The sequence below is a fragment of the Streptomyces ziwulingensis genome, from assembly GCF_039542605.1.
In the GTDB taxonomy this organism is placed as follows: domain Bacteria; phylum Actinomycetota; class Actinomycetes; order Streptomycetales; family Streptomycetaceae; genus Streptomyces; species Streptomyces ziwulingensis.
Map to the genome: position 1 here is coordinate 25,731 of NZ_BAABIG010000033.1, position 26,965 is coordinate 52,695.

Annotated in this window: 1 protein-coding gene; it reads right to left on the bottom strand. The window is 74.6% G+C overall.

Translation table 11 applies throughout. The features are described from left to right. Positions 1–39 precede the first annotated feature (39 nt). A complete protein-coding gene (locus ABEB00_RS17660; RefSeq protein ID WP_345620706.1) occupies positions 40–26,922 on the bottom strand; it encodes a pentapeptide repeat-containing protein in 26,883 nt (8,960 codons plus the stop codon). Positions 26,923–26,965 lie beyond the last annotated feature (43 nt).

The following is a 26,965-nucleotide window of genomic DNA, read 5'->3' on the forward strand; positions in this document are numbered from 1 at the left end:
CACTGTGCACTCCGTACGGTGGCAGCAGGCGGGCCCGGGTCACCGGGTGTGGGTGTGGTTCCGGCTGCGTGTCCCGATCGTCGGGACGTCGGAGTAGCGCAGCGAGGACCGGGACGCGCCGGTCGGGGACACCGGCCCGTCCGTGTCGGGCCGCGCGCCGGGGTCGAGACCCAGATCGCGCAGTGCCCGCTGCGCCTGCCCCAGCCGGCCGTTCGCGTTGCCCAGCACGCGTGCGGCGTTGCGTGTCCGCCGCGCGGCGTGCTGTTCGGCGAGCGCCTCGTGGTACTTCGTCAGCGCGTCCGCGAGGCTCGCCAGTTCCGGGTCCAGCACCAGGGGCGGCACCGAGGCGGCCGGCACGGCGGGAGCAGCCGGGGCGGCGCCCGTCCCCTTCCTGCCCTTGCCCTTGTCCTTGTCCTTGGCGCCCGGGGCGCGCGCCGCGCGCGCCCCGGGCTGCCGCGCCGCGTCCCGCGCCAGCTTCGTGGAGGCCACCAGGGCGGGGTGGTTGTGCACCGCGTCGAGCTCCAGCGGACCGTCCACGAACCGGGTGCCGTGGCCCGACCACTGGTACTTGTTGCCCTGACGTGACGTGCTGAGAGCGTAGACGAGCGTGTCCACCAGGCCGTCCGGGGCCAGGACGTACGCCAGCGAGGCGCCGCCGCCACCGCCCTCCAGGTGCACGTGCAGTGCCCGGTTGGCCCGCACCTCGCCCTCGCGTGGCTGCCGGTCGCCCGTCGCCACCTCCCGCACCACCCGCAGCGACTCCTCCGACAGCCACTCCGGCCGTACGTGCCCCGCGTAGACCAGACGCCCGCTGTACTCCCAGGTCTCGCTCAGGTGCGGGGCGAACGCCGCCAGCCGCTCCGCGACGTGTACGGCCTCCTCCGCCCGGCGGGCCTCGCGTTCCGCGCGGGTCCGCGTCCACACCGCGTGTGCCGCCTCGGCGACCCGGCTGTGGTAGTCCCCCTCCAGGACCATGCCCATCGCGTCGAGCCAGCGGTGGAAGTCGCTCTCGAAGTCCTCCAGGGCGGCCTCGGCGGTACCCAGGAAGGGGCCGAAGGTGTAGTCGCGCCACAGGGCGGGGTCCTGGCGGAGGTCCTCGGTCACCGTCGGCGCGCCGAGCAGCAGCGGCAGCAGTTCGGGGTGGCCGCTCAGCGCCCCGGCCGGTGCCGCGCCCGCCGGGCTCAGCAGCAGTTCGGCCGTCTCGGGCACCGAGGCGAGTGCCCGCGCCCACACGGAGCCCCGCGTGGACCGGGGCTCCGCCGTGCGCGCGGACGTGTCGGCGGGTGCCGCCCGTCCGGTGTGCCGCGGTGCCCGGTCGGATGCCGCCGCCGCGCCGCGTGCGGGGCCGGTGCTCTCGGACAGGGCCGCCAGCAAAGGCTCCGCCGAGGTGGCCTCGGCCAGTTCCCGCAGGCGGCCCTTGCGGGCCAGCTCGCGCAGCGCGCCGGTGAGGTCGGTGTCCCGCAACGCGTACGCCGACCAGGCCGGGGTGGCCAGGAAACGCTCGGCGAACCAGGGCTCCTCGTCGAGGAAACGGGTCAATGCGGCGTTCGACAGCAGCCGGCGGAGGTCCGCGGCCCCGGGCCCGGGCGCCGTCCCCGCTCTGCGGGCCAGTTCCGAGAGCAGGGCCTCGCGCTCGGCAAGGCGCCGTACGAGCTGAGCCGTCAGCGCCTCGGCGAGCACCCGGTCGGCCCGCGCCGCACGCCACAGCGCACTGTCCGCGCGCGCCTCCTCCAGCAGGCGGTGGCTGCGCAGCAGCGCGTCCGCCAGCCACGGCGCCTGGCGCAGCTCCCGCCAGATCCGCGGCTGGTCCGTCATCGCCTCGGGCAGGCCGCGCACCGCCTCCAGGGCGGTGCGCAGGGAGCGTCCGCCGTTACCGAGCCGCTCGGCCATCTCGGGGTACTCGCGCAGCAGGCGGTGCACGGCGGGGCGCCGCGTCAGCAGCCGCGCGACGGCCTCGTCCGCGGCCAGGGCCGCCACCACCTGCGGGGCGGCCATCGCGGTCCGCACCAGCGCGGTGTCGCCGAGCACCACCGGCACCTGCGCGGGCCTGGAGGCGAGCAGGTCGAGCAGGGGATCGTGGTCGAGCAGCGTCACATAGTCCGCCACCGTGGCCAGCAGGTCCGGCTTGGCGGCCAGCGCCTGCGCCATTCCCGGCACCCTGGTGAGCACTTCCACCCGCTGCGGCCGCTGCGCCAGCGCCTGCGCCAGCGGCAGGCTGCGCACCGCCGCGCGCACCGCGTCCTTGCCCCGGGGTCGCGTCAGCGCCTGGGACAGGTGGTCACGCAGCTCCGGGTGCGCGAGCAGCACGCCGGCGACCGGGCCGGCGTCGGCGAGCACACCCGCGGCGTCCTCGCTGTCCCGGATGAGAACGGAGTCGCTGAACCCGTTCATCTGTGAGGCGATGTCCTCGCGGTACATGACGAGCCGGCTCAGCTCGGGGTTGGCCATGTAGCCGGGGATCACGTCGGGGGCGTTGAGGAGCCACAGCCGGGTGTCGGGGTTGGTGACGAACAGGTGGTGGAAGGGGTCGTTGGTGCGCAGCGCGCGGGTCAGCCCGGGATCGTCGTGGACCAGCGACAGGCTGATGTCGGACGGATCGGCGATCAGTTCGAGCAGGGCGCGGCGGGTCCGCAGCGTCTCCAGCAGTTCGGCGTTGTGGTAGAGGGCGGCGCCCAACGCCTGCCGGGAGCGGGCGAGTTCGAGGAGCCGCGGAACGCCCCGGGTCTCCCGGTTGACGGTCAGCAGCCGTTCGAGGACCGCCGGAGACTCGGATGCCCCCTCGGCCTCGATCCGGGTCCGCAGCCGCTGCTCGGCCTCCCGCTCGGGGAGGGCGAACAGGCTCGCCAGCCAGTCGTCGTTCTCCCGGAGTTCGATGCCCTCCGGTGACAGCGCGGGCCGGCCGGTGCCCCGGACGGCTTTCAGCAGCTCGTTGATCCACCCGCGGCTCTTCTTCGTCCTGCTCGCGTTCCTCCTGGTCTCGGCGGCCCGGTCGAGGGGGCCGTGGAGACTCCCGTCGGCCAGTGCCTTCGCGAAGTCGGGGCGGGCCACGGCCTCCACGAGTGCCTCGGGTGCGGCCAGCAGCAACTCCCGGGCCGGGGTGGCGGGTTCGAGGGCGTCGAGCAGTGCGGTGTCGTCGTAGAGGCGTTCCCAGTGCTGGACGGCGAACGGAATGCCGGGCCGGTCGGCCAGTTCGCGCACCAGGCCGGGGTGGGTGCGCAGGTTCCGCAGTTGGTCGCGGTGGGTCAGGGCGGTCAGTGCCTTGGGGTTCCTGGTGAACAGGGTGAGCAGCGCGTTGCCGTGCTCCAGGACCGCGTCCTCGACCTCGTGCTTCGCGTCACTCAGCCGGCTCAGCATCACATCGGCGCCGGTCACGCGGAGGAAGCCGATCAGGCGGTCGTCGGTGGGCAGCGCCGACGCCAGACCGGTCAGGGAAGCGAACAGGACGACGCTCGCCGGGATCATCGCGACGGCGTGCGCCATGGCCGGGTTCCGGTACAGCGCCTCCCCCAGGGCGGAGCTCGTACGGTTGATCTCCGCCACTCGTGAGGCGACCGCCGCGGCGTTCGGACCGAAGGTCTCGGTCTCCAGCGAGGAGTGGCGCAGCACCGTGCGCAGCACCCCGGGCGCCAGCAGGGCCGGGACCTCGCCGCCGGCCAGCAGGGCTCGCAGGGGCGCGTGCCGCGGCCGGAGCAGGCGGCGGTACTCGTGGGCTCGGCTCAGCAGCCCGGGATTGTTCCCGAGGACGGCCGTCAGCCCCTCCTGGTCTTCCAGCGCGGCCACGAGTTCCGGGTCGGTGAGGGCCCGGTCCAGGGCGGCGTCGCCCGCGCGCAGCCGGTCCAGCGGCGCGCCGTCCCGCGCCTGTCCCGCCGTCCGCCGCGGTGGGGGGACGGCCTGCGCGAGGGCCTGGGCGAGACGGTCGTCGGGCACGTCGTCGAAGGCGCGCGGGTCGTCGGAGAGCGCGGCGGCGACCGCCGGGTTGCGCGCCGCGGCGCCGAGCAGATCCTTGGACGCGGCGATCCGGGCCCCGAAGCCGGGTACGTCCGGTAGCAGGTCGATGAGTTCCGGGCTGTCCGCCAGGACGTCCAGCACCGAGACGTCGTTCATCGCGAGGTCGAGCAGACCGGGCACTTCGAGGAGCGCGTACGCCTGGTCGGCATGGGTGCGCAGGGCGGCGCGCAGTTCTCGGTGGTCGAAGAGCCCGCGGAAGTCGATCGGCCCGGCCTGGGCGGAGCCGCTGGTGGCGCTCAGGAGCCCGGCCATCAGGGCGCCCTCGGACGAGAGGGCCTCGGCGCGGGGCACCGGACGGTCGGACCTGCGCAGCGCGTCGGCGACCCCCGGTACGCGTTCGGCGAGCGTGGGGAGCGCCTTGGTCGTCAGGAGCATCAGGGCGCGGATCAGGTCGGTCTGCGAACGGAGCCGGAACGGCAGCGCGGGGAACATGAACAGATGTCCGGCCCACTTCACCCCGCTCTCGATCGCGTCGACGAGTTCCCGTCGGCCCGACGGGGACTTGGCCACCAGGGCGGCCAGGAACTCCGGCCGGTTGTAGAAGTCCCGGGCCCGCGGCTCCGCCCGCAGGGGCAGTTCCTCCAGGTGGTCCAGCAGGACGGGCGAGGCGGCCAGCACCTCCGCCATGTCCTCGTGGGCGAAGAGGTAGTGGGCCAGCCATGCGTCGCCGGCCGCCCGCTCGACGATGTGGACGGCGTCGGGCTGGAGCATCCGCGACACCGCGGCGCGGTGCTCCTGCTCACTCCAGCGGCTGTCGGCGAGCAGAAGCTCGCTCAGCGGCCGGACCGGCCACTCGTCGTGCCAGCCGGAGTGCCTGGCGGCGTCCAGCAGTTGGCCGCGCAGCCAGGTCTTCTCCTGGACGGTCCGCCCGACGGCACGCGCCGCCGCCTCCATCTGGGACCGGCCCGCGGGGGTGAGCGGTGCCGGCTCGGTGGCCCGGGGGGCCTGAGTGCTCGGGCCGTCCTGGGGCTGGTCCGCAGCGGACCTGTCCGCCGCCCGCCTCCCGGGCGCGCCGCCGGGCACCTTCGGCTCCGCCGCCCGCAGAGCGGGGTTGTCGGCGGCCAGCAGGTCGGCGAGTTCCCCGGCGGCCTCGGGTCCCTGGTGGTGGAGAGTTTCGGTGATCCGGGCGAGGGCGTCGCGCCGGGCCTCCCGCCGCGCCTCCACCTCCGGCTCCCGCCCGATCTCCAGCGGGGCGGAGAGATATCCGCCGGCGGTGGTGAGCAGGGCCCGCAGCTCCGCCGCGGTGACCCCGAGCCGTTCGCCCAGCCGCCGCGTCTCCTGCGCATCCTGCTCCAGAACCTCCTCCGGGTCCTGTTGCGGAGCCTTCCCCGGGCCCTGCTCCAGGACCTCCCCGAGGTCCTGCTCGGGGGCCTTCTCCGTGACCGGCCGCGGCGCCTTCTCCGTGACCGGCCGCGGCGCCTCCTCCGTGACCGGCCCGGTCGGGACGGGCGGGTCGTCGAGGGTGCGCAGCACCATGGAGCCGAGGACCCAGCGGGTGCCGTCCGGCCCCTCGACCCGCAGCACGGCCAGCGCGTGGACCAGGTGACCGGGGGTGGGTCCGGCCTGGCCGGCCGGGGCCGGTACGCCGTACTTCAGGTAGTCGCGCCGGTAGTTGTTGGCGGTGCCGCTCTGCCCCTGCCCGGACCGGTTCTGGGCGTGCGGCACCGTGAGGCGGACGCGGTCGGCCCCGTCGGGCCGCAGTTGCACGGTGGAGCGGCTGCTGACCGCGGGGGTGACCGTGGTCGTGGCGCTCGCGCCGGACGCGTCGGTGGCCACCCGGACGTCGTCCAGGGCGGTGGGGCCGTCGGCGAGGATCTCCCGCGGCAGCAGCCGCAACCGTACGGAGGTGGTGGGATGGGCACCGGTCCGCCCCATGAGACGGCCCACCGCGTGGGAGTCGAGGAGCCGACCGGCGTCGCCGTGTCCCGGCCGCACCAGCCGGGCGAGCCGGACCATCAGGGCCTCGTACGACAGCGAGGTGTGGGTGCGGCCCGGTCCGGCGAGCGCCGGGTCGACGTCGCGCAGTGCCTGCGCGAGCTGCTCGGCGGCGTCGAAGGCGTACAGCGTGAACGGCCGGGCGGGCACCCAGTCCTCGCCGTTCAAGGCGTCCCGCAGGGCGGGTGTCAGGCCGTCCACGCGGATCCCGACCGCGCCCAGCGGCGGTTCGGCCCGCTCGGCGGGGTCGCTTGCGAGGACGGCGGGTGCCACCAGCGGCACCAGGCCGCCGGGCGCGGCGGACACGTCGGCGCGGTCGAACCGTACGGTCACCGTCGCGTCGGCGGACGCCTCCGGATCCCGCGTCCGTGTCCCGCTCAGAGCGCTGCCGACGGCGTCCACGAGCCGTCCCGCGGCGGTGCCGGTCAGCAGGCCGGCGCGGACGATGGCGGTGTACCGGTACGGGACCTCGAACTCCACCAGTTCACCGGAATGCTGCCAGGACCGATTCTCGCGCATTGACGTCACGGTGGCGCCCACCGCTCGCTCGGTGGTCAGGGCGAAGATGCTCTGCAGGCGCTGGCCGCGGTACTGCAGCACCGGCACGGCGTCCAGTTCGTGGCTGCGGGTGTGCGCGATGCTCCGCGCCGCCGCGCCCGGCACCGGCAGGTCCCCGTCCCGCCCGCCGCCGTGGGCGGCGGAGTGGGTCAGCCGCACGGTGTCCTCGACGACGCCGCCGCGCAGCGCGCCCAGGTCCGTGCCCGGGGCCGGGCGCGCCGTCAGGGTCACCTCCACCACCTGCGGGCCCAGCCAGCCCCGGTGCACGAAGTGGGTCGCCACCCGCCCGCCGGGGCCCGAGCCGACCAGGGTGCGCAGCCCCGCCGAGGACGTGCGGTCGGCGATCCAGGCCGCGACGCCGGGCAGGTAGGTGGCGTGTCCCGGCACGGTCGCCCCGGGGGCCGCGTTCTCGACGGCATCGAGGACGCGTCGGCGGAAGTCACCGCGCGGACCGGCCGGTACCACCTCGGTGACGGCGGCGTGCCCGAGCTGGCCGGTCGCCCGGTACCACGGGGGCAGCGGCAGCGTCCTGGCCGGGGCGGGCCGGTCGACACCGGCGACGGCCGCCAGTACCGGGTGCTTGGCCAGCTCGCTCTCCGGGATCAGGAACTCCACGCCGTCCGGTATGCCGAGGCCGACGGTGCGCACCGAGTGGGGGCCCGCGGCCAGGGTCCCGGACACGGCGTTGCGCCGCCCCTGGCGGACCGTCACCCGGTAGGCGACTGTCGCGGCGAACCGTTGGAGGCGGGTGTTGTCGTAGGTGGTGACCCGGGTGTCCGCGGCGTTGTCCGCCACGGTCGTGCCGGCCGACGTGCCCGTGCCGTACGCGTAGCGTCCGCTCGGGAAGAGGGAGATGTGCGGCTCGTAGGCGCCGCCGACGGTCAGGCCCCGCTGCTGTCCGCTGCTCAGCGTCCGGGTGACGGACGAGGTGTCCGACGCGTACAGCCAGGTCTGCAGGCTCATGGGGCCGGGGGCGTCGAGCCGGCGCACGTCGATCAGGTGGCCGCTGACCTCCACCGACACGTCCGTGCCCGTGAGCAGTCCGAAGCTGCCGGCGCCTTCCAGCACGAACCCGTCTCCGAAGACGGCCAGGGCGTTGGCGTTGAGCTGGTTCGAGGTGAGCGCGGAGCGCAGGACCTGCTGCGCCATGCTGTCCGGGTCGGTGAGGGAGCCGCCCACCGCCGTGCGTGTCGTCCACCGCCACGCTCCGTCGGCCGCGCGGTGGGCCCACCGCAGCGGTCCCGGCTGGTCGGCCGACGCCCAGGACGCGACGGGGTCCGCGTCGGCTGCGGCGCCGGTTGCGGCCCGCTGTGCCGCGTCCGGCGCGGACAGGTCGAGCACCTTCTCGGCACTCGTGCCGGAGGGGGCCGCGCCCAGCAGCCGGCCCACCGCCCGGACCAGGGCGTCGCCACCCTCGGCCCGTTCCACGAACGCGGTCTCGGGCAGCCGCGGCAGCGTGTCGGTGACCGTGGCGTCCAGCAGCCGGGTCAGCTCCTCCTCCGTCAGCTCCACGACGGTCCGGCCGTCGGCGATGTCCGAGCGGGCCGCGTCCGAGCGGGCCGCGTCCGAAAGAGGCACGCCCGAAAGAGGCGCGCCCGAAGCACCCCTGCCCGAAGGTGACGGCTCCGAATGGGCCGCGCCCGAAGCGTCCGTGTCCGAAAGGGCCGGCTGCGAGCCGGTCGGCTCCCGCGCGGCCTCGGTGCGGTAGGTCGGCACCGCCAGGGTGAGGGTGCCGTCGGTGAGGACGGGGCGGGGGGCCGGGCCGTGGCTCCACGACACGTCCAGACGCAGGCGGACCGGGACGTCGAAGACCTGCAGACCGTCGGCGGCCGAGGTGACGGTGTACTTCTCCTGGCCGACCAGCGAACCGGTGCCGGTGGTGACGGCGGTCGTCCCGCTGTACGCGTACTCCCCTCCGACGCCCTGCAACGGCAGGTCTCCGTGGCGCTCCAGGGGATTGCTGACCTGCGCCAGCCCGGACACCGACCAGGCCAGGGGGGCCGTCGTGCGCTGCTCCTGGCCCGGACGGACGAACCCGGACCAGTTGTCGATCTGCATACCGGGCAGCGCCCGGACGGCGGTGACCGGCCCGGTGCCGCGGCGTTCGGCCGACAGCCGCACCTCGACCCGCTGTACGTCCACCGTGCCGGGAAGTTCGAACCAGACCGAGTGGCCGCCGTCGACCAACTCGTCCGCCGCGGCCCGCAGCAGGTGCGCGGACCGTACGTGGTCCAGGGCACGGGCGTTCACCAGCCACCTGGCCCGGGTCGCCTCGCCGGTCCAGCCGCCACCGCCCGTCCCGGGCGGCAGGAACCCGTGCCCGCGCAGCCACCGCTCGGCCATGTCGAACAACGGCTCGGCACCGTCCACGCGCAGGGTCGTCGTCGACATGCCCAGGGAACGCAGTCGCTCCAGTTCGGGCGGCAGCCGCCGCGGCTCGGTCTCCCGTACGCCCTCCAGCGCGGCCCGGGACGGTACCCGGAACATCACCGGGTACGTCACCCGGCCGCGTTCTCCGGCGCCGTCCAGCGGGCTGCCCCCGGCGGGCAGGACGACGCCGTCGTGCGGCCGGACCAGTTCCGTCTCGAAGGCGACCCGGCCCCGGACCTGGAACAGCGGCCCGGCCCACTCCAGCGCCTGCGACCTGGTGACATCGCCGCCGGACCCGAGCCCGTAGGAGACCTGTCGGCGGGCGCCGGCGTTCAGTGTCACCGCGCCGCCGGCCGAGACGGCGGCGCAGTCGCCCCGCGGGTCCGAGAAACCGAGCGTGACGCCGAGGTCGGCGCCCGCGGCGTTGGTGACGGTCGACTGCCCGGTGACCCGGACGGTGCGCACCACCATGTGCGCCAGGCCCGCCTCGGGCGCCGTCGGGCCCGCCTGCGCGCCGTCGTCGGTGAGGGCCGCGCGCACCCGCACGAAGCCCAGCACCGAACCGTCGCCGGCCAGGAGCATCGGCGAGCTGTGCCATCCGTCCAGCATCCGCGGCAGGGCGTCGCGCAGGTTGCGGGAGCCGAAGAACCGCCGCAGGTCCTCCCGGGAGGCCCCCGACACCCCGCCCAGGTGGGGGGCGAAGGACTGTTCCACGTCGTGCAGGACCCGCTGCGGGTGCAGCACCGTCTCCACGGCGTACAGCGGCGTGTCGTGCACCGCCGCCCGCAGGGGGGCGTGTTGTCGTTCGGCGGCCGTCCGCACCGCCGTCTCGCCGCCGCCGGTGGCCGCGGTGTCCTGGACGCTGTCGGCGGACTCGGCGCGGGTCAGGTGTTCCGGGAACCAGACGGCGATCCTGCCCTGGTCCGGGCTCTCCCGCTCGGGCGTCCAGTCCGCCCGGTGTGGTCCGGCGTCGGTCCGGAACTGCCAGCGCATGCGGTACTCGTAGGGCACCGCTCCGCCGAGGACGGTGACCATCGACAGCGTCTGCGCCCCGCCCACGGCGCTGACCTGCGTCGAGAGCTGGTTGCGCACCAGGTTCACCTGGGGCTGCACCACCACCTGGCGCAACGCGCCGGCCGTCGGCTGCCACACGTGGCTGTGGTGCAACTGGAACGTCCGCAGGTCGGCCGTACCGGCGGTGTTCCCGGCCTCCGAGTACCCCGCGCCCCAGCGCACCACCCGGTTCGGCACGCCCTCGGCCAGTTGGCCGAGCAGCGTCGGCGCGGGCCTGGGGCCGGTCAGCCGCAGCCGCACCTGGACCGTCCGCGGCACCCCGCGGTGGACCAGGTGCAGCGACAGCCCGCTCTCGCTGCGCAGATCGGACCACTCATGGGTGAGGTAGGCGGCGGTCAGCCCGGCACGGATGCGCTCGCGCAGACTCTCGTCCCGCCCGGTGGCCCCCTCCAGTTGCCCGGTCACCGTCCGGTGCAGCCAGTCGACCGTCGCCTCGGGGACCGGTCCGAGGTTGACGGTGCCCTGGGAGCCGTCGAACTCCGACCCGTACGTACGCACCGGATCGCTGAGTTCTTGGGGGACGCGGGCCGTGCCGGCGGCCGTCCCGACCTCGGGGGCCGCGCTCCGCCGTGTCCGCGGCCGCTCCTGCGACTGCTGTCCTCGCTGTCCGACGTCCCCGGCGAGCGGCGCCTCCTCGTCCGCCGGCCGCGGCGTCAGGGCCTGCCGGTGCGGGTCCCCGGTCCGGGCGCCCGTGTCCGCCCGGCCGCTCGGGCCGGCCTGACCGCTCGGGCCGGCCTGACTGTCGGACCCGGTTGCCGCCGTTCCGGGTGCCGTCGTCCGCGCCTGGGGCGCGGTCCCGGCGGCTTCGGGACGGAGCCGGTCCAGGGCGGCGAACAGGCTCCCGTGCTCCGCCGGGCGCGGCTCCATGAGCCGCTGGTCCAGTTCCTCGGCCCGGGCAAGCGTTCCCGCCTGGTCGCTCGGACCCGCCTGCGCGTCCCGGTCCGCCGCGTCCGCCTTCGACGGGACGGGTCCCGCGCCGGCCGGGAACGGGCGCGTGCCCGGTCCGGCCGGTTTCCCGTCCAGTTCCCCGGCGAGTCGGTGGGCCGCCTCCGCGCCCCGCGTGTGCAGGACGTGGGCGACCTCGCTGAGCTTCTCGCGGTAGGTCTGCCGCAGCTCCTCGGTCCCCGGGTCGCGGTCCAGCGTCATCGGCGCGCGCAGGATGCCGCTCGCCCCGGTCAGCAGCGCCTCGGCGTCGCCCGTGGGCACATCGAGCCGCGCCGCGAGGTCCGCCACCACGTCCGCCGGGAACCGGCCGGCCCGCGTCCCGGGATCCAGGCCCAGGTCGCGCAGCGTCCGAACCGCTGTGTCCACGGCGCTCTCGGCCGCCTGCCGGCGGGCCTGTGCCTTCTTGTCCCGCGCCTGCGACGCGGCCCCCTGCTCGGCCACGGCCGCGTGGTACGCCGACAACGCCTCGGCCAGCCGGGCCAGTTCGGGGTCCACCGCCTGGACGGGCGCCCCCGCGACCTGCGGGTGCGCCGTCTCCGCGCTCTCTTTGTCCTTGCCCTTGCCCTTGCCCTTGCTCCGGTGCTCCGGTGCCGTTCGCGCCGCCTGCTGTGCCACTCGTTCCACGGAGGACCGCAGCGCCGGTTCGTTGCTGACCGCTCCGATGTCCAGCGGACCGTTCACGTACTGTCCGCCGTGCCTGTCCCACTGGTACTTGTTGCCCTGCCGCGTCCTGCTCAGGGCGTACACCAGGGTGTCGACCTGGCCGTCGGCGGCGAGGAGGTACGCGAACGAGGCGCCGCCACTGCCGCCGTCCAGGTGGACATGGAGCGCCTGGTCGACCGCGATCGGGCGCTGCCGCTCCTGCTGTTCGCGCGCCCGCCGCTCGCCGCGGGCGACCTCCTGGAGTACCCGCAGCCGCTCCGGCGCGAACTCCTCCTCCCGCAGGTGCCGGGCCTGGATGAGCCGCCCGCTGTACTCCCAGGTCTCGGGGAGGTGCGGCTGGAAGACCGCCAGCCGCTCCGCCGTGCGCGCGGCCTCCTCCGCCCGGCGGGCCTCCCGCAGCGCCAGTTGCCGGTCCCACACGCCGCGCGCCATGTCACGGACCCGGCTGTGGAAGTCGCCTTCCACGATTGCGCCCAGCCGCTCCAGCCAGGCGTGGAGGTCGGTGTCGAAGCTGTCGAGGCCGGCCTCGTCCGAGGCCAGGAACTCGTCGAACGCGTAGTTCCGCCAGGCCGCGGGTTCCCGTGCCAGGTCTTCCAGGACCGCGGGCGCGCCCAGCAGCAGGGGCAACAGCTCCGGGTGCCGGCCCAGTTCGGCGGCCGTGGCCGCGCCCGCCGGGTCGAGCAGCAGGTCGGCGGCCTCGGGCACCGAGGCCAGTGCCTCGGCCCACACCGAGCGCGTCCCTGGCTGGGTCCGCTGCCGTCCGGCCGCCGCCGGTTTCGTGGTGCTCTTGCCCCGGTCCTTGCGGGAACGCCCCGCCGCGGCGGTGTCCCCGGCCCGGTCCTGGGGTTTCGGCACGGTCCGTTCCCCGGCCGGGACGGTGGCGGTGCCGCGGGGCAGGGCGGCCAGCAGCCGTTGTCCGTCGACGTCCTCGGCGAGCTGCCGGAAAGCGTCGGGGTCCCGCGCCAGTCGCCGCAGTTCACCGGCGAAGCCCGGTGTCCGCAGGGCGTGGTCCCGCCAGGCGACGGTGGCGAGGAACCGCTGCGCGAACCACGGCTCGTCGGCGAGGAACCGGGTGAGGTCGGCGTCGGACAGCAGTCGCCGGACGTCCGGCGGGGCGACGTCGGCCAGCAGGCCGGGCCGCTCGGCGATCTGGCGCAGCAGCGCCTCGCGGTGGGTCAGCCGGCGCACCACCTGCGGCGTCAGCGCCTCGGCGAGCGCCCGCTCGGCGCGCGCCGCCTGCCACAGCGGGGTGTCCTGGACCGCGTGGGCCACCAGGCCGTGAGCGCGCAGCAGGGTCCCGGCCAGCCAAGGGGCCCCGCGCAGGTCCCGTCCGATCCGCGGGTCGGCGACCATCGCGTCGGCCAGTCCGCGCACCGCGCCGAGCGCCGAGCGCAACGGCCGGCCCCCTTCCGCGGTGGTCACGGACAGAGCGGCCGCCAGGTCCGGCTGTTCGCGCAGCAACCGGTGCGCCGGCGCGCTCTGCGGTCCGCGTTCCAGCAGCCGCGCCAGTTCCTCGTCGGCCGCCAGTGCCGTCACCACCTCGGGGGTGCGCAGGGCCGTCTCCAGCAGTTCCGCGGAGCGGAGCACCGTGCCGGCCCGCTCCGGGTGCCGCTGCAAGGCGGTCAGCAGGTCCGTGCGGGCCAGGAACCGCCGGAACTGCGCCGCGTCGGTGAACGCCCCGGGGCGGTCGGCGAGGCTCGCGCCGACCACCGGGAACCGCCGCAGTTCATCGGCCAGCTCAGGGGCCTGTGCGACCGCCCGGGCCACCGGGAGTCCGCTGAGCACCGCCCGTACGACCGTGGTGTCCTCGTCGTCACCCGTGTGGAACCGGAGCAGCACGGCCGCCAGCTCCGGGGTCGTCAGGAGGAGGTCGACGACCGGTCCGCCGTCCGCCAGGACGCGGGTCACGTCCGGCCGCTCCAGCGTCAGCCGTTCCAGGACGGGGTCGGTGGAGGCGCGTTCGTACTCCCGCGGCGACATGGTCATGAAGCGGGCGAGGTCCGGTACCCGGGCCAGTTCGCGGGCCCGGTCCGGGAAGCTGATCAACTGGCTGAGGGAGACCGGGAAGCGCACGTACCGGTAGAGGTAGTCGTCGGTGCGCAGCGCGGCGGTCAACTGCGCGTTGTCCTGGAGCAGGACGAGTATCGAGGTGGCGGCGTCCTCGGCGAGGGGGAGGAGGCCGGGCCGGGCCTCCAGGGTCTCGGCCAGTTCGGTGTTGTCGAAGAGCATGGCGCCCATGGCGAGGCCGCGCCGGGCGGCGCCGAAGAGCACCTCGTCACGCCGGACCCTGTCGTCCACGGCCAGCAGCCCCGCGAGCCTCCTGTCGTGTTCCGCCGCCGGGACCGCCTCCTCGATCCGGGCCCTGGCCTCGTCCTGCGGCAGGTGCCACAGTCCGGCCCAGAAGGCGTCGCCGGGGCGCAGCCGGACGCCTTCGGGCGACAGCACGGCGTCGCCGCCGTACGTCGTGACGATCCGTTCCAGGTCCTTCGTCCAGGCCTTGGTCTTCTTCTTGTTCTTCTTCGCGTTCTCCGCCTTGCGGGCCGCGACGACGGCGGACACCTCGGTCCGGAACGCGGGATCCTCCAGGGCGGCCACGAGACCGGGGCGCGCGATCGCCTCACGGAGCACCTCGGGCGCGGAGGCGAGCAGGCTCAGCAGGTTCTCGTTGCGGCTGAGCCCGTCGAGGAGGCCGGGCGAGCGGAAGAGCGCGTGCCAGTGGGCGACGGCCAGCCGGAAGCGCGGCCGGGAGGCCAGCTCCGCCAGCACCGCCGGGTTGGCGTGCAGCGCGGGCACCGTCGAGGTGTCGACGGCGTCCAGGACCCGCCGCTCGGACGCGGCCAGCCGCAGCAGCGCGCTGTCGTTGCGGAACATCACGTCCAGCAGGCGCGCCCGGTCCTCGACGAAGAGCAGGTCGTGGAAGCCGGAGAGAAGGTAGTAGCTGAACAGTCGTTCGTCGGTGGGCCGGTGTTCCCAGAACATCCTCATGTTCTGGTAGTCGGGCGGATACGTCGAATTCAGCCAGAGGAGGATGCCCAGCGCGGGGTTGTCGAAGGCCATCTCCCCGACCCGGGAGTCCTTCCTGACCGCCTCCGTGAACCCCAGGCGCCCGTCGTAGGGGCCGGCGTCGAGGAGGGGCGGGGATTGGGTGAGCCAGTTGCGCAACGCCTCGTGGCGCAGAGCCGCCCTGAGTACGTAGGGGGCCAGCAGCGGTGAGTTCTCGCGCACCAGCGCCCGCAGGCCCGCCGCCTCGACGCTCAGCAGGCGCCGGTACTCGTGGGGCTCCGACAGCAGGTCCGGGTGGGCCAGCAGGGTCCGGGTGAGGGCGCCGTCCTCCTTCAGCACCTGCGCCAGGGCGGGCTCGGCGGTCAGTACGGTGTCCAGGCCGGGAAGGACGTCCCGGACCCGTGACAGCGTTCCGCCGCGTGCGGTCCGTGACGGCTCGGCGGCCCCCTCGGCCGCGGGGAGCCTCGCCTCCCGCACCGCGTCCGGCAGTCCGGTCTCCGGCACCGCGTCGAAGTGGCCCGGGTCACGGGAGAGCAGGGCAGCGACGGCCGGGTTGTCCACCGCGGCGTTCAGCAGGGCGTCGTCGGCCGCGAGCCGGTCGGCGAAGCCGGGGACGTCGGTCAGGACGTCGATCAGTTCCGGGCTGCGGTCCAGGACGTCCAGCAGGCCGAGGTCACGGGTCACGGCCTCCAGGAGCCGGGGGGCCCGGAGAAGGAGCGGCGTCTGGTCGGCGTGGCCCTGGAGCGCGGCCCGCAGGTTCCGGTTCGCGTACAGGGCGCCGTAGTCGACGACGACGGCGTCGGCGGCGGTGTGGAGGATGGTCGCGGTCAGGGTCCACTCGCGGGTGAAAGCCCGTGCGGTCTCCGGCGATGCGGCCAGAACGGCGGGGACCAGGTCGGGCAGGGCGTTGACCACATTGGCGGCGAGCCAGTCGCCGGCCACGGCGAGGATGTGCGGCGTGCTGCCCTTCAGGGCGGTGGCCAGCCCGGCGGTGGTCAGCAGGTAGTTGGCGTCCGGCGACTTGTTCTCGATCGCCTCCACCAGCTCGCGGCGCCCGGGTCCGGAGGGAGCCAGCAGGTCGTCCAGGTACTGCGGGTTGCTCGTGTACCTGTGCAGGGCGCCGGAGGCCAGCTCACTCAGCCCCTTCAGCAGCACACCGGACTCGGAGAGCACCTCCAGGTGCTGCGGGCGCAGACGGATCAGCGGTCCGAACGCGGGCTGCTCGACGACGGCCTTGAGCACGTGCAGATGAGCCGGCTGCATCAGCGTGTCGATCAGCCCGTCGTGTTCGGGCGCCGTCCAGTCCGGGTCGGCGGCGGCCATGCGGGCGAGGTCCTGGGCGGGCCAGTCCTCGTGCCAGGTGCGGGCGGCGGCCCGGGCCAGGTAGTCGGTCAGGGTGTCCGGCCGCAGCCTGCTCCGGTCGGTCTCCCGCAGCGCTCGCCGCGCCACGTCGGTGAGTGTCTGGCGGATCCGGGCGGGTGGCTGGACGGGCGGTTGGACGGCGCCCGACCGGGGGGTGCGCGGCGGCGCCGCCGCGGGGAGTCCCTGTCGTGGGGAGCGGATGCCGGGATTCTCCATCTCCGCCCAGACCGCCACCGCCTCGGCCTGTTCCCTGGCCTGTGCGTCGTCCACGGCCCAGGTGAACACGTGCATGATCTGGAACAGCGCCCGTTCCTGCGCCTCCCGCAACGCGACCTCGGCCGGCTCGGCTCCGAGCACCACAGCGGGCTCCAGCACCTCCACCGCACGTTGCCACACGGTCTGGAACCACTGCGGGCCCAGCATCCCCAGGAGACGGCTCTCCATCTCCGAGGCCGTCTCCCGCACGCCCGCCAGCCCGAAGTCCACGCCCGGGTTCAGGTGTGCGTTCAGGTGCGGGTCCAGGTCCATGCCCAGACCTGAAGTCGTACCCAGGTCCAGATGGGTGCCGGGGTCCACACCCGGGTCCGGTGTCTCCAGCCCCAGCGTGGCCAGCCATTCCTCGAAGCCGCCCGGGTCCCCCTCCCCCTGTTCCGGCCAGACCTGGGACGGGTCGGGCAGGCCAGGCACTTCCTCGTCCAGCTCCATGCCGTCCCGGGGCCGGCCCATGCCGGTCAAGTCCATACCGGTCAGGTCCATGCCCGTCAGGTCCATGCCCATCAGGTCCACACCGGTCAGATCCATGCCCGTCAGATCCACACCGGTCAGATCCATGCCGGTCAGGTCCATGCCCGCCAGGTCCAGGCCCGCCAGGTCCACACCGGTCAGATCCATGCCCGTCAGATCCACACCGGTCAGATCCATGTCGGCCAGGTCCATGCCGGTCAGATCCATGCCGGGCAGGTCCACGCCCGTCAGGTCCGCCTCCGCTGACCGCCCGCCCGCACCCGAGGAACCGGCCATGCCCGAAGGACCCGCCAGGCCCGAGGGCCCGGACGCACCGGCGCCCGCCCTCCTGCCGGCGCCCCGCGTGCTCGTGCGCTGTTTCCCGGGAACCCCGCGCAGGATGCTGTCGGCCCAAGCGTCGCCGAACACCTCACGCAGCGTCTGCTTCTGCTCGCGCCCCAGAACGTTGCGCTTGACGTGCGCCAGCGTGCTGATCCAGTGCGCGACGTTCACGGTGGCCTGTCCGCCGGGCACGGGGATCGCCCGGATCTCCGCATCGGGCAGCGGCGCGCTCGGCACCCGGCCGCCCAGGTAGGTCCTGACGGCATCGAACACATGCTGGGTGGACCAGCGCATGCCGACCGATTCCCACCAGTCCACGACGTCCTGCGGCAGGCCTGCCACACCTGGCTTACGGCGCAACGTGTCTATGTAGCTGCCCAGCGACGGGTACGCCTGTCTGTCCACTTCCAGGTGCTGGTGAATCTCGTAGTGCCGTCGGGCGGCCTCGCGCCGGAGCAGCGTCCTTTCCGGCAGGTCGGCGTCCTCCACCCTCCCGTCGACGACCACAGCCGCCCCGGGCTCCACCGCCGACTGGTACTCCCAGTGGAGCCTGTCGACCTGTGCCTCGTCCAGCGCCGTACCCAACGTGTCGTGCACCCGGTCGGCGACGGCCCCGAAGGTCACCTGCCCCGACTGGCGTACCTGGTCACGCACATGCGCGAAGAGTTCGTCCCGCTCCTCCGGTGTCGGATACCCCGGCCAGACGGGACGCGCGAAGGGCTGCGACTGCGCGGGGGACACCCAGGGCCGGGCCCGCCACGCCTCCGCGGGCTCCCCGAGGGTGTCCACGTCGATCGGCGCCCCCGGGCCGCCCGGCGTGGCCGCCGCGTGGTCCGGCTCCGGCGTGGCCGCCGCGTGGTCCGGCTCCGGTGTGGCCGCCGCGTGGTCCGGCTCCGGGCTCGGGCCGAACAGGTCCTCCATGCCGTCGTCGGACACCGGCGCGGGAACGAGGGGCCGGTGCCGGGCCGGGTGGCCCTCGCGCAGGGCGGCGTCGCGCGCCGCCTCCCGCGCCGCCTCGCGCGTGCGGATCAGCCAGTCACTCCACTCCTGACCGAAGCCGGTCAGAAGCTGCGTGCGGTCCGCCGGTCCGAGATACGGCTTGGCCGTGAACGCCCTGCTCCACCGGGCGAGGTCGAAGGCGGCCACATGCCCGGCGACGACCACGGCCTCGATGTCGGCGTCCGGCGGTGGCACGACGACGTCACCGTCACGGTCGGCGAGGTAGGCACGCGCCGCAGCCGCCGCGTCCGAGATCGACCACCGCATGTCCAACTCGTCCCACGCGTCGACCGCCTCCTGCGAGAGCGACCATCGCCGACGGCGCAGCCGATCGAGCACCTTACTGAGGTCGTAGCGCTTGTCCGGGCCGGCGACCATGGTGTTGTGGGGAACCTCAAGGTGCCCGTTGGCCTCGGCGAATCCCTTCGCGGCCTTGTAGTACCAGTCTGCCGGCACCTCGCGGTGCGCCTGCGTCTCCTGGCCGGGCCGCGGCTGTTGCCGGACGGCCTGCCCGCCGCTCGGTCCGGCCTGGGGCACGTCGGTGGGTGTGGGGGCCTGGTCGGCGGGTGCTTCGAAGACCTTGTCGGCCCACACGTCACCGAGCGTTTCCCGGATCCGTGTCCTGGTTGCCGTCCTCAAGGGGTGGCGTCGCAGCATCTCACCCCAGTGCACCAGGTCGGCCGTGGCCCGCCAGTCGGGCACCGTGACGGCACGGATCTCCCCCTCCGGCGGCGGTGCGGTGAGCGTCCGGCCGCCGAGGTACTCCGTCGCGGCGGCCAGCATGTCGTCGGTCGACCACCTCATGCCGACCGAGTTCCACCAGTCGACGACACCCTGGGGGATTCTGGCGAACTTTCCCTCGCGGCGCAGGTCCCGGACGTACGGCCCCAGGGGTGTGCGAACACCCCTGACCTGCTTCTCGTACTGTTGGGGCACCTCCAGGTGACGGTGGTCGCGGAAGTACTCCCAGGCGGCGATGGACTGGCTCGGCGCCCCCCCGGCTGAGAGGCGGGTCGCCGGCGCCGCCGCGGACCGGCGGTATTCCTCGTGCAGTTGAGCCCACTGAGCCTGATCGAGGCGCAGCCCCAGCGATCGGTCGGCCCAGTCGGCGACGGCGCCGAAGGTCAGCACGTCCTCCGCGGCGGAGTCCTGCTCGCGCAGAACCAGTTCCCGGAACAGCAGTCGCCGTTCCTCCCGCGTCGGCCGGCCGCCTTCGTACTGCTCCTGGACGGGTCGCGGGGCGGGTTCGGAGAACCATGGCCGGGACCGCCACAACCGCTGTTCCCACGTGCTCCCGGGCCCGTCGGGGGCGTGTGCCCCCGTCGGGTCTCCGCCGGTGTCCGTCACCCGCGGTGCCGCGTCGAGCCGCGACGGACCCGCCTGCGGAGACGTCCTCTCATCGGCGGAGGGCCTGCGGATCTCCTGGTTCCCGGTCCGGCCCCTGGCCTGGTTCTCCGCCGTGCTCTGCGCCGCGCTCTCCACCCGGTCGCCAGTCCGCTCGGCGTGCTGCCGGGCCCGGACCCGCTCCTCGGCTTCGGCCAGGGCACGGACCCACGGCAACGCCCGTGCCTGCTCCTCAGCCCGTTCCCGGGCCCGCTCCAGCTCCCGCTCCTCGGCCAACGCCCGGACCCGTACCCGTTCCTCGGCCTCGGCCCGTGCCCGCTTACGCTGTTCCTTCTCGATCAGCGCCCGGGCTCGCTCCTGTTCCGCGGCCTCAGCCGCCACCCTGGCCCGCTCCTCGGCCAACACCCGCAGCCGCGCCCGCTCTTGTGCCTCAGCCCGCGCCCTCTCCTCAGCCTCAGCCCGCGCACGCTCCTCAGCCGCCACCCTGGCCCGCTCCTCGGCCTCAGCCCGCGCACGCTCCTCCGCCGCCACCCTGGCCCGCTCCTCGGCCCTGTTCCTGAGCCATTCGTCCACCTGTGTCACGGCCTCTGCCTGGATCTCGGAGGGCGAGGCTGCGGCTCGGGCGGCTTGCCCCTGGACGGCCTGAGCCCGGCCGCGCAGCCAGGTCTGTGCATCGGCTTCGACTCTGGCCCGGTCGAACGCGGCCCGGGTGAAGGCGGTCCGCAACCCCTCCGGACGTTGCGGGTGGCGCAGGATGTACTCCTCGTTCAGCCACTCCAGCAGTTCGAGAGTCGGCTGCCACTTCCACGTGTTCATCACCATCTTGGCGACATCGTCGAACTTGAGCAGCGTCGAGCGCTTGTTCTCTCGTCCGCGCAGCGTGGTCATCAGCCAGTTGATCTGCGCGTTCGACAACGCCGACGCGGGAGGGCGGTGGTCGGGCCGCGGCGTCGCGGCCACGGCCCACAGCCGCGTCCGCCATGCTTGCGGGGCAGGACCGTCGAAGCGCGCCGACAGGAGATCGGCGGCCCATACGTCGCCGAGTACCCATCGCAGTGCCGCCTGCTCGTCATGGCTCAGGGTCGTGTCGCGGATGTGGGCGAACGTCCGCTTCCACTGCGCCAGGTCGAACGCCGTGCGCCAGCCTGGCACCACGACCGCGCGGACCGCCTCGTCCGGCGGCACCCGGGTCGGCTTCGGGCTCGCCCCCAGGAACACCTGTGCCGCCCGCAACGCGGTCCGGGTCCCCCACCGCATCCCGATCGAGTTCCACCAGCCCACCACCGCCGGGGGAAGAGCGCCGTAGTCCGCCTGGTCGCGCAGGTGCTCGATAAAGGCGATCTGTGAACCGAGACCGTCCGCCTCCAGGTGCCCGTGGAGCAGGAAGTGGTTCCACGCCAAGGACACGTGTACAGGGTCCGTCGCCGGCGAGGAGACCCGGTCACGCGGGGGAAGCGGGGCGACCTGGAGGTACTCCGCGTGCAGCGCCTCCGCCTGCGCCCGGTCGAGCCGCAGGCCGAAACCGCGGTCCACCAGGTCGGCGACCGTCCCGAACGTCATGATGTCGTGCTGCGCATCCGGCCCCCTTCCGCTCAGGTCGGCGAAGACCAGATTTCTCTGACTCGCGGTCAGCACTTCCTCCACCGGCACGGGTTGGGCCGGCTGCGGGGTCCGCCCGGTGTACCACGGCCTGGACCGCCACATCTGCTCCTGGCGCTGCCTCGATGCCTCGGCGTGGACCGGAGTCCGCCCCGCCGGAGCCGGCGCCGCGGGCCACGAGGCCGGCGGCGCGCCGCCCAGGACCCCATGACGTGAGGAGCGGATGCCCGGGTTCTCCTTCGCCAACCGGTCGGCGAGTCTCCGCGCCGCGAGAACGTCCCCGGCCTCAAGTACGTCCCCGGCCTCGCCGAGCCTGTCCACGATCCGGAGCAACGCCCGTACCTGGCGCTCCCGCAACGCGACTTCTTCGGGTTCCCGTCCGATCACCACCGCCGGCCGCAGCAGCCCGACCGCCCGGTCCCACAGCGACCGGAAACGGATCCCGCCGAACGTCTGCCGCAGCCGGGCCTCCGCGTCGGCTGCCGACTCGTGGCCGTGGTCGCGGTCGAGGCCGGCCGGTTCCCCCACCTCCCCGAGGCTCCACAGGTGGGCGGCGGCCCGACCGCCGGTGAACGCGTCGGAGTACGCCGCCTCATGGGCGGCCCAGGAAGCGGACAGGGCCTGCGGCGCCCACAGCAGTTCGTAGGCGGCCAGGAAGTCGCCGCGGAAGTCGTCGGCGAGCTCCGTCAGCCGGTCGGCGTCGATCTCCCGGTCGCCGCGCAACGCCTCGAAGGAACGTGCCGCGCTGCTGAGCGCCGCGCCCGTCCCGGACTCGAAAGCGAAGTGAGCGGGCAGTGCGCGGGCCTGGTCGGCGAGGACGGTGTCCCACTGCCGCAGCGCGCCCGCCAGGTCGTCTCGGGTGACCGGCCGGCCGGTGAACAGCGTGTCGAAGGCGGACAGCAGCCGCTCGTCCAGACCTGCCCGGGCGCGGGCGGCATCGGCGTCGGTGAGTTCCTGGCCGGGGTGGTCCGCCCGCCATCGGTCGAGCCGCTCGTCGAAGACGCGTCCGGAGACGGTGACCACGTGGTCGCGGGCGTGCCGCACGGTGAGCCAGGTGTGCAGCCGGTCGGGGTCGGTCAGCTCCTGGTACGCGGTGCGCCACCGCTCCAGCCGTTCCCGTCCTCCCCCGTGGCCGGCCGTCGAGTCGTCGGCCCCGAAGATCTGCTCGAAGCGGTCGTTGACGGCGGCGGCCACCGAGATGTCCAGCTCACGACGGAGCATCGGACGTATCCGGCCGAAGCTCACCGGGAAACGGTCCACGAGCGCGGGGCCCACCCGGTGACCGGTCTCGGCCCAGGAGGCGACCGCGTCCGCGACGGCCTCCCGCGCGCGCAGGATCTCCGCCTCCCGGGTCGCCTGGACGGCCAGCCGGGCCGGCTGCGCGGTCAGCAGCGCGCGCAGCCGGTCCTGCCACTCCTGCGGCAGCGCGCGGCCGCCCGAGACCAGTTCGGCCACGCTGTCCGTGGTGGGGAAGGACCGGTCGAACATCTCCTGGAGCGTCCGGCGGGCGTCGCCGAGAAGTTTCCCCCGCCCCGGGGCGGAGACCTGGGCGTGCTCGGCACCGAGCGCGGCCGGCAGCACCCGCTCCTCGCGACCGAGCCGGTCGTGGAAGGATTCCGCCAACTCCTCGAACACCGCGTCGAGCCGGGCCGACTGGCCGAGGAGCAGCGCGTGCCGGTCGAACTCGCCGGGCAGCCCGCCGATCAGGGTGCGCAGCCGCCGGCCCGCCTGCCGTACCGCGCCGTCCGTCGCGGTACGAGGGCCGAGGCCGGCAAGGGTGTCGCGCAGCGCCTCGTCCCACCGCTCGCGGAAGTCGGCGGCGGCCCGTTCGCGGACCGCGCGGGCCAGGTCGGCCGTCAGCTCGAACGGGGCCCGCGTCCCGTCGTCCAGTCGGTTGCGCCAGGCATCGGTCAGCCGCTTGCCCCAGTCCCGGAACGCGCGCTCGAACGCCGCGTCGCCGCGGTCGAGGGCGACCTCCCGGGCCGCCGCCACGGTGAAGGCGTCCCGCAGTTCCCGCGTCACCGACAGCGGGTCGGCCGGGCCGGCCGTGCTGATCCGGCCGTGGCCGTCACGGACCCGCTCGTGGACAGCGGCCATCTGCTCCTCGGACAGCTCGGGCGCGTCACTGCGCGCCCACTCGCGGAACGCCTGGTCGAAGGTGTCGTCGCGGAGCACGCCGGTATCGGGTACGTCCGTCCCCTCGGCCCGGTCCTGTCCGGCGCGGGCCTGTCCCAGCAGCTCGGCGTAGTGCAGGTGCAGTTCCCGCTGGGCCGTCCGCCAGGCCGGGGTCCGCCAGTCGTGGGCGTCGGCGTGCGCAGGGGGCGCGGCGAACTCCACGGCCACCCCGGTCCCGGTGTCTCCCGTGCCCGCGGCGGCCTCGGCCGCCTGGACATACGCGTCGCGCAGCGCGCCGATGTGGCGCCGGGACCAGTCGGCGGTGGCCGCGTGGGACATCCGAACCGGGTCCTCGGGCCGGTCCACCGGCGACCGCTGGAAGTCCTGGTGCGCCCGGTGCCGGGTCTCGGCGACCTCGTGCAGCGCCGTGACCTGCGCGTGCAACCGCGCCAGCGCCTCGGCGCGGGCCTGCGGGCCGTACCGCTCGAACTGTTCGGCCAGCGGTTCGGCGAGCAGCCGGCGTCGGCCTTCGTACCAGGCGGTCAGCTCGCCGTCCCAGGCCGGGCGGGCGGCGAAGCGGTCCGTGTACTCGGCGAGCAGCCGGTCGGCGGCGACCGCGGCCGGTGCCCGGCGCTGCTGGTACAGCGAGGCCTGGCGGACGTCATCGTCGAGCAGTTGCAGCCGCTGCCGGCGCTCGTCGGCGTCCTCCGAGGCCGTCGTGCCGGTCCACTCGGCGACGTACTGCTCGCGCAGGACGGCGAGTTGCCGGGTGTACCAGAGGTGCACGGGGGTGCTCCACCCCGCCCTGCCTTCGGTCAGGTCGGTCCGCTGTCCGTCCGGCCCGGTGGTGCGCAGCGCGGCGTCGAAGGCGGCGCGCGCCCGCCGGTCGGTCTCCCAGGCGCGGTGGGCCTCGGCGTAGCGGTCCTGGAACTCGCGGACCAGTTCGGTCGTCGGCTCGGCGCCGGCCGTCGCGTCGTGGAACCGGTCGGCGAGCGCGACGGCCGCCGGGGCCGCGGCGAAGGTCAGGCTGTCCCGGCCCTCGGGCAGGACCGCGGCGACCTCGGTGTCGAAGACGAGCCGGGTCCGGGCGCGTGCGGCCAGATCGGCGCGCACCGACTCCAGGCGTGCGGTGAGGTGTTCCAGTGCGCGGGTCCGGCCGGCGGTCGGCTCGGCCGGTCCGGCGGTCCGGTCACGGGTCCAGGCGTCCGCGAACTCCTCCCGTACGACGGCGACCGGGTCCTCCGCCTGGCGGGTGCGCAGGTCGGGGAAGTCGGCGAGGCGGCTCGTGAACTCGGTGTAGGCGCGGTCCCGCGCCTGGACGGCGCCGCGCAGGCCGGCGAGGGCCTCGGCGGTGCCGGCCTGGGCGGCCGGCGACGGGCGGGACGTGGTCGTGGGGATGGTCGTGGGGTTGGGGGTGGTCGTGGTGACGGTCCGGTCCGGGCGGGGTGCCAGGGTCTGTGTCTGTGTCTGTGTCTGTGTCTGAAGGTGCTCCTGCCCCACGGAGGGGGTGCGGGTGACCTCCAGCCGTCCCAGGTCGAGGGTCCAGGACGGTGTGTTCTCGCGGGCCGTGTACTCCTCGTCGCGCCGCCGGGTCCGTTCGGCCAGGGCCTGCCAGCGGTCCCGGGCCGTTCCGCTCAGGGCGTCACGGGCCGCGGCCTCCTCCTCGGGGGTGGTGTTGCGGGCGGCGGCGTCCCACTCACGGGAGAACCACGACCGCAGCTCCCCCGCCTCCCGCTGGTACTCCTGGAGCAGGCGCGGCGAGCGGACCTGGCCGGCCGGGATCTCGGCCTGCGTGGACAGCTCCCGCAGGACGGCGCTCTTGCCGAGGAAACCCTGGAAGTTGGCGGCGACCTGCGAGCGCCAGGCCAGGTTCTCCCGTTCGGCGGCGGCGCGCGCGGCCTCGGCACGGGCCCGCCCCTCGTCGCCGAACGGCCTGGCGGCCTCCGAGCGCGCCTGCTCCTCCTCGAAGCGGACCGTCTCGCGGAAGGCGTCCCCGCTCTCCCGCTCACGCTCCAGCCAGGCGCGCACGTCCCGTTCGGAGGGGCCGAAGAGGTCGTGGTAGCGGCCGGTCCAGTCCTGCCGGAAGTCACCGGCCAGCCGGTCGTACGTCTCCTCGCCGACGTCGAAGCGGCGTTCGGCGCGCTCGGTCAGCTCGCTGCGGTGCGCGGTCAGGGAGTGGAAGGTCTCCCCGCCCTCGCGCAGCGCACCCCGCAGACCGTGTTCGAGCGCGATCCGGTCGGTGAGGGAGCGCTGGACCAGCGGCAGGTAGTCCCGGAGGAGGACGCTCTCGCCCTGCGCCACCTTCTCCCGCGTCCAGGTGCCGTCGCCGTCCCGGCCGGCCAGTTCACCGAAGACGCGGGTGACGTCCTCGCGCAGCCCGTCATGGGCACGCTGCGCGGCGGGCCCCTCGGCGTCCAGCCGGGCGAACATCAGGTCGGCTTCGGTGAGGGCGCGTTGCAGGCCCGCCTGGAAGTCGAGTCGTATCGGCAGTTCCTCCACCAGCCGGTGCTGGGCCTGCCGCACATGGAAGGAGTACGCCCGCCAGTCCGCCGCGGCCAGTTCCCAGGGCCGCTGTCCGGCCAGGAACCTCTCGCCCTCGGCGGTCAGGTCGGCGCGGTGGCCGGCGACCACCGCGTCGGTGTCGACGGCGGCCGTCTCCCCCGGGTCGCGTCCGGCGGAGCGCGCCCACTCGGCGCGGGCCGCCTCCACCTCGCCGGGGACCGCCTCCCGCAGCCCCTCCTCGACAGCCCCGGCACGCAACCGGGCGGACCAGCGGCCGTGCACATCGGCCAGACGCGCCTCGACGGCATCCCGGTGCGCCAGCCACTCGTCGTAAGCGACCCTGCGGACCTGACGGGTCTCGTCGCCGGGCAGGGTACGGGTCAACTCGGCGAACTCGGTACGGAAGTCCTCCCGCGTCCTCTCCACCCACGACAGCGGCGTCTCTTCCGGGCCGTCCCCGGCCCGGCTGAGCGTCGGCCGTTCCACGCGGGCGGTGTCCACGGCCCGCAGGAAGACATCATCGGCGGCGGCCTCCAGCTCCAGTCGGGTGCGCAGGCCCCGGTTCAGCTCGCCGATCCCCGTGCCGAACTCATCGCGCAGCCGGTCCATGCTCAGCGGCTCGAAGGCGTCGTCCTCCCCGGCCCGCAGCCGCTCGGCTGCCCGGTACACCTCCGTCGTGGCGTCCCTCACGTACGCCTCACGGGCCCGCGCCCGTACTTCGTCCGGCAGATGCGTCCACGTGCCCTCGCCGCCGGCCGTCTCCGCCTGCCGCCACGGCGCCGCGGCCTCGAACTCCTCGCTCCTGCCGCCCCGGGCGCCGTCCGTGTCCCCGGCGTCCGGCCCGTTCCCGGCGGCCCGCGCCGCCCTGACGTCCGCCAGGCGGGTCAGGCCGGCGCCGGCCAGGCGGTCGAAGTGCTGTCCGGCGGTGTCGTGCGCCAGGCGCGCGGCGGCCGTGATCTCGAAGTCGTCACGGAGTCCGGCGGACAACCGGTCGAACCGCGAGAAGAACTCCGACCGGGTGAGGTCACCACGCCGGTACGCCTCGAAGTCGGGCCGCCACCGCTGTTCGAAGTAGGACTCGACCTCCTGACGCCAGACCTCGTGGAAACCCCGGGCCGCCGGGTCGGGCGCCCCGTCCTCGCCGGCGAACACCGGTCCGGCACCGGCCCGTTCCGGATCGTTCGTCAGCTCCGGAGCGGCCGTCCCCCTGCCGCCCGGCGGCACATCGGCGTCCGGACGCGGGAAGACCGGCTCAGGGTCGGCCAGGTGGGCGGCGAACGCCTCCCGCACCCGCCGGTGCGCGGCGTCCTCGACCTCGAACCGGAGGCGGTGGTCGGTGACGACGCTCTCCTGCGCCTCCCGCCAACGCCCCACCAGCACCGGGTCCTCACCACGGAAGACATACGGTTCCCCCGGACGCGGG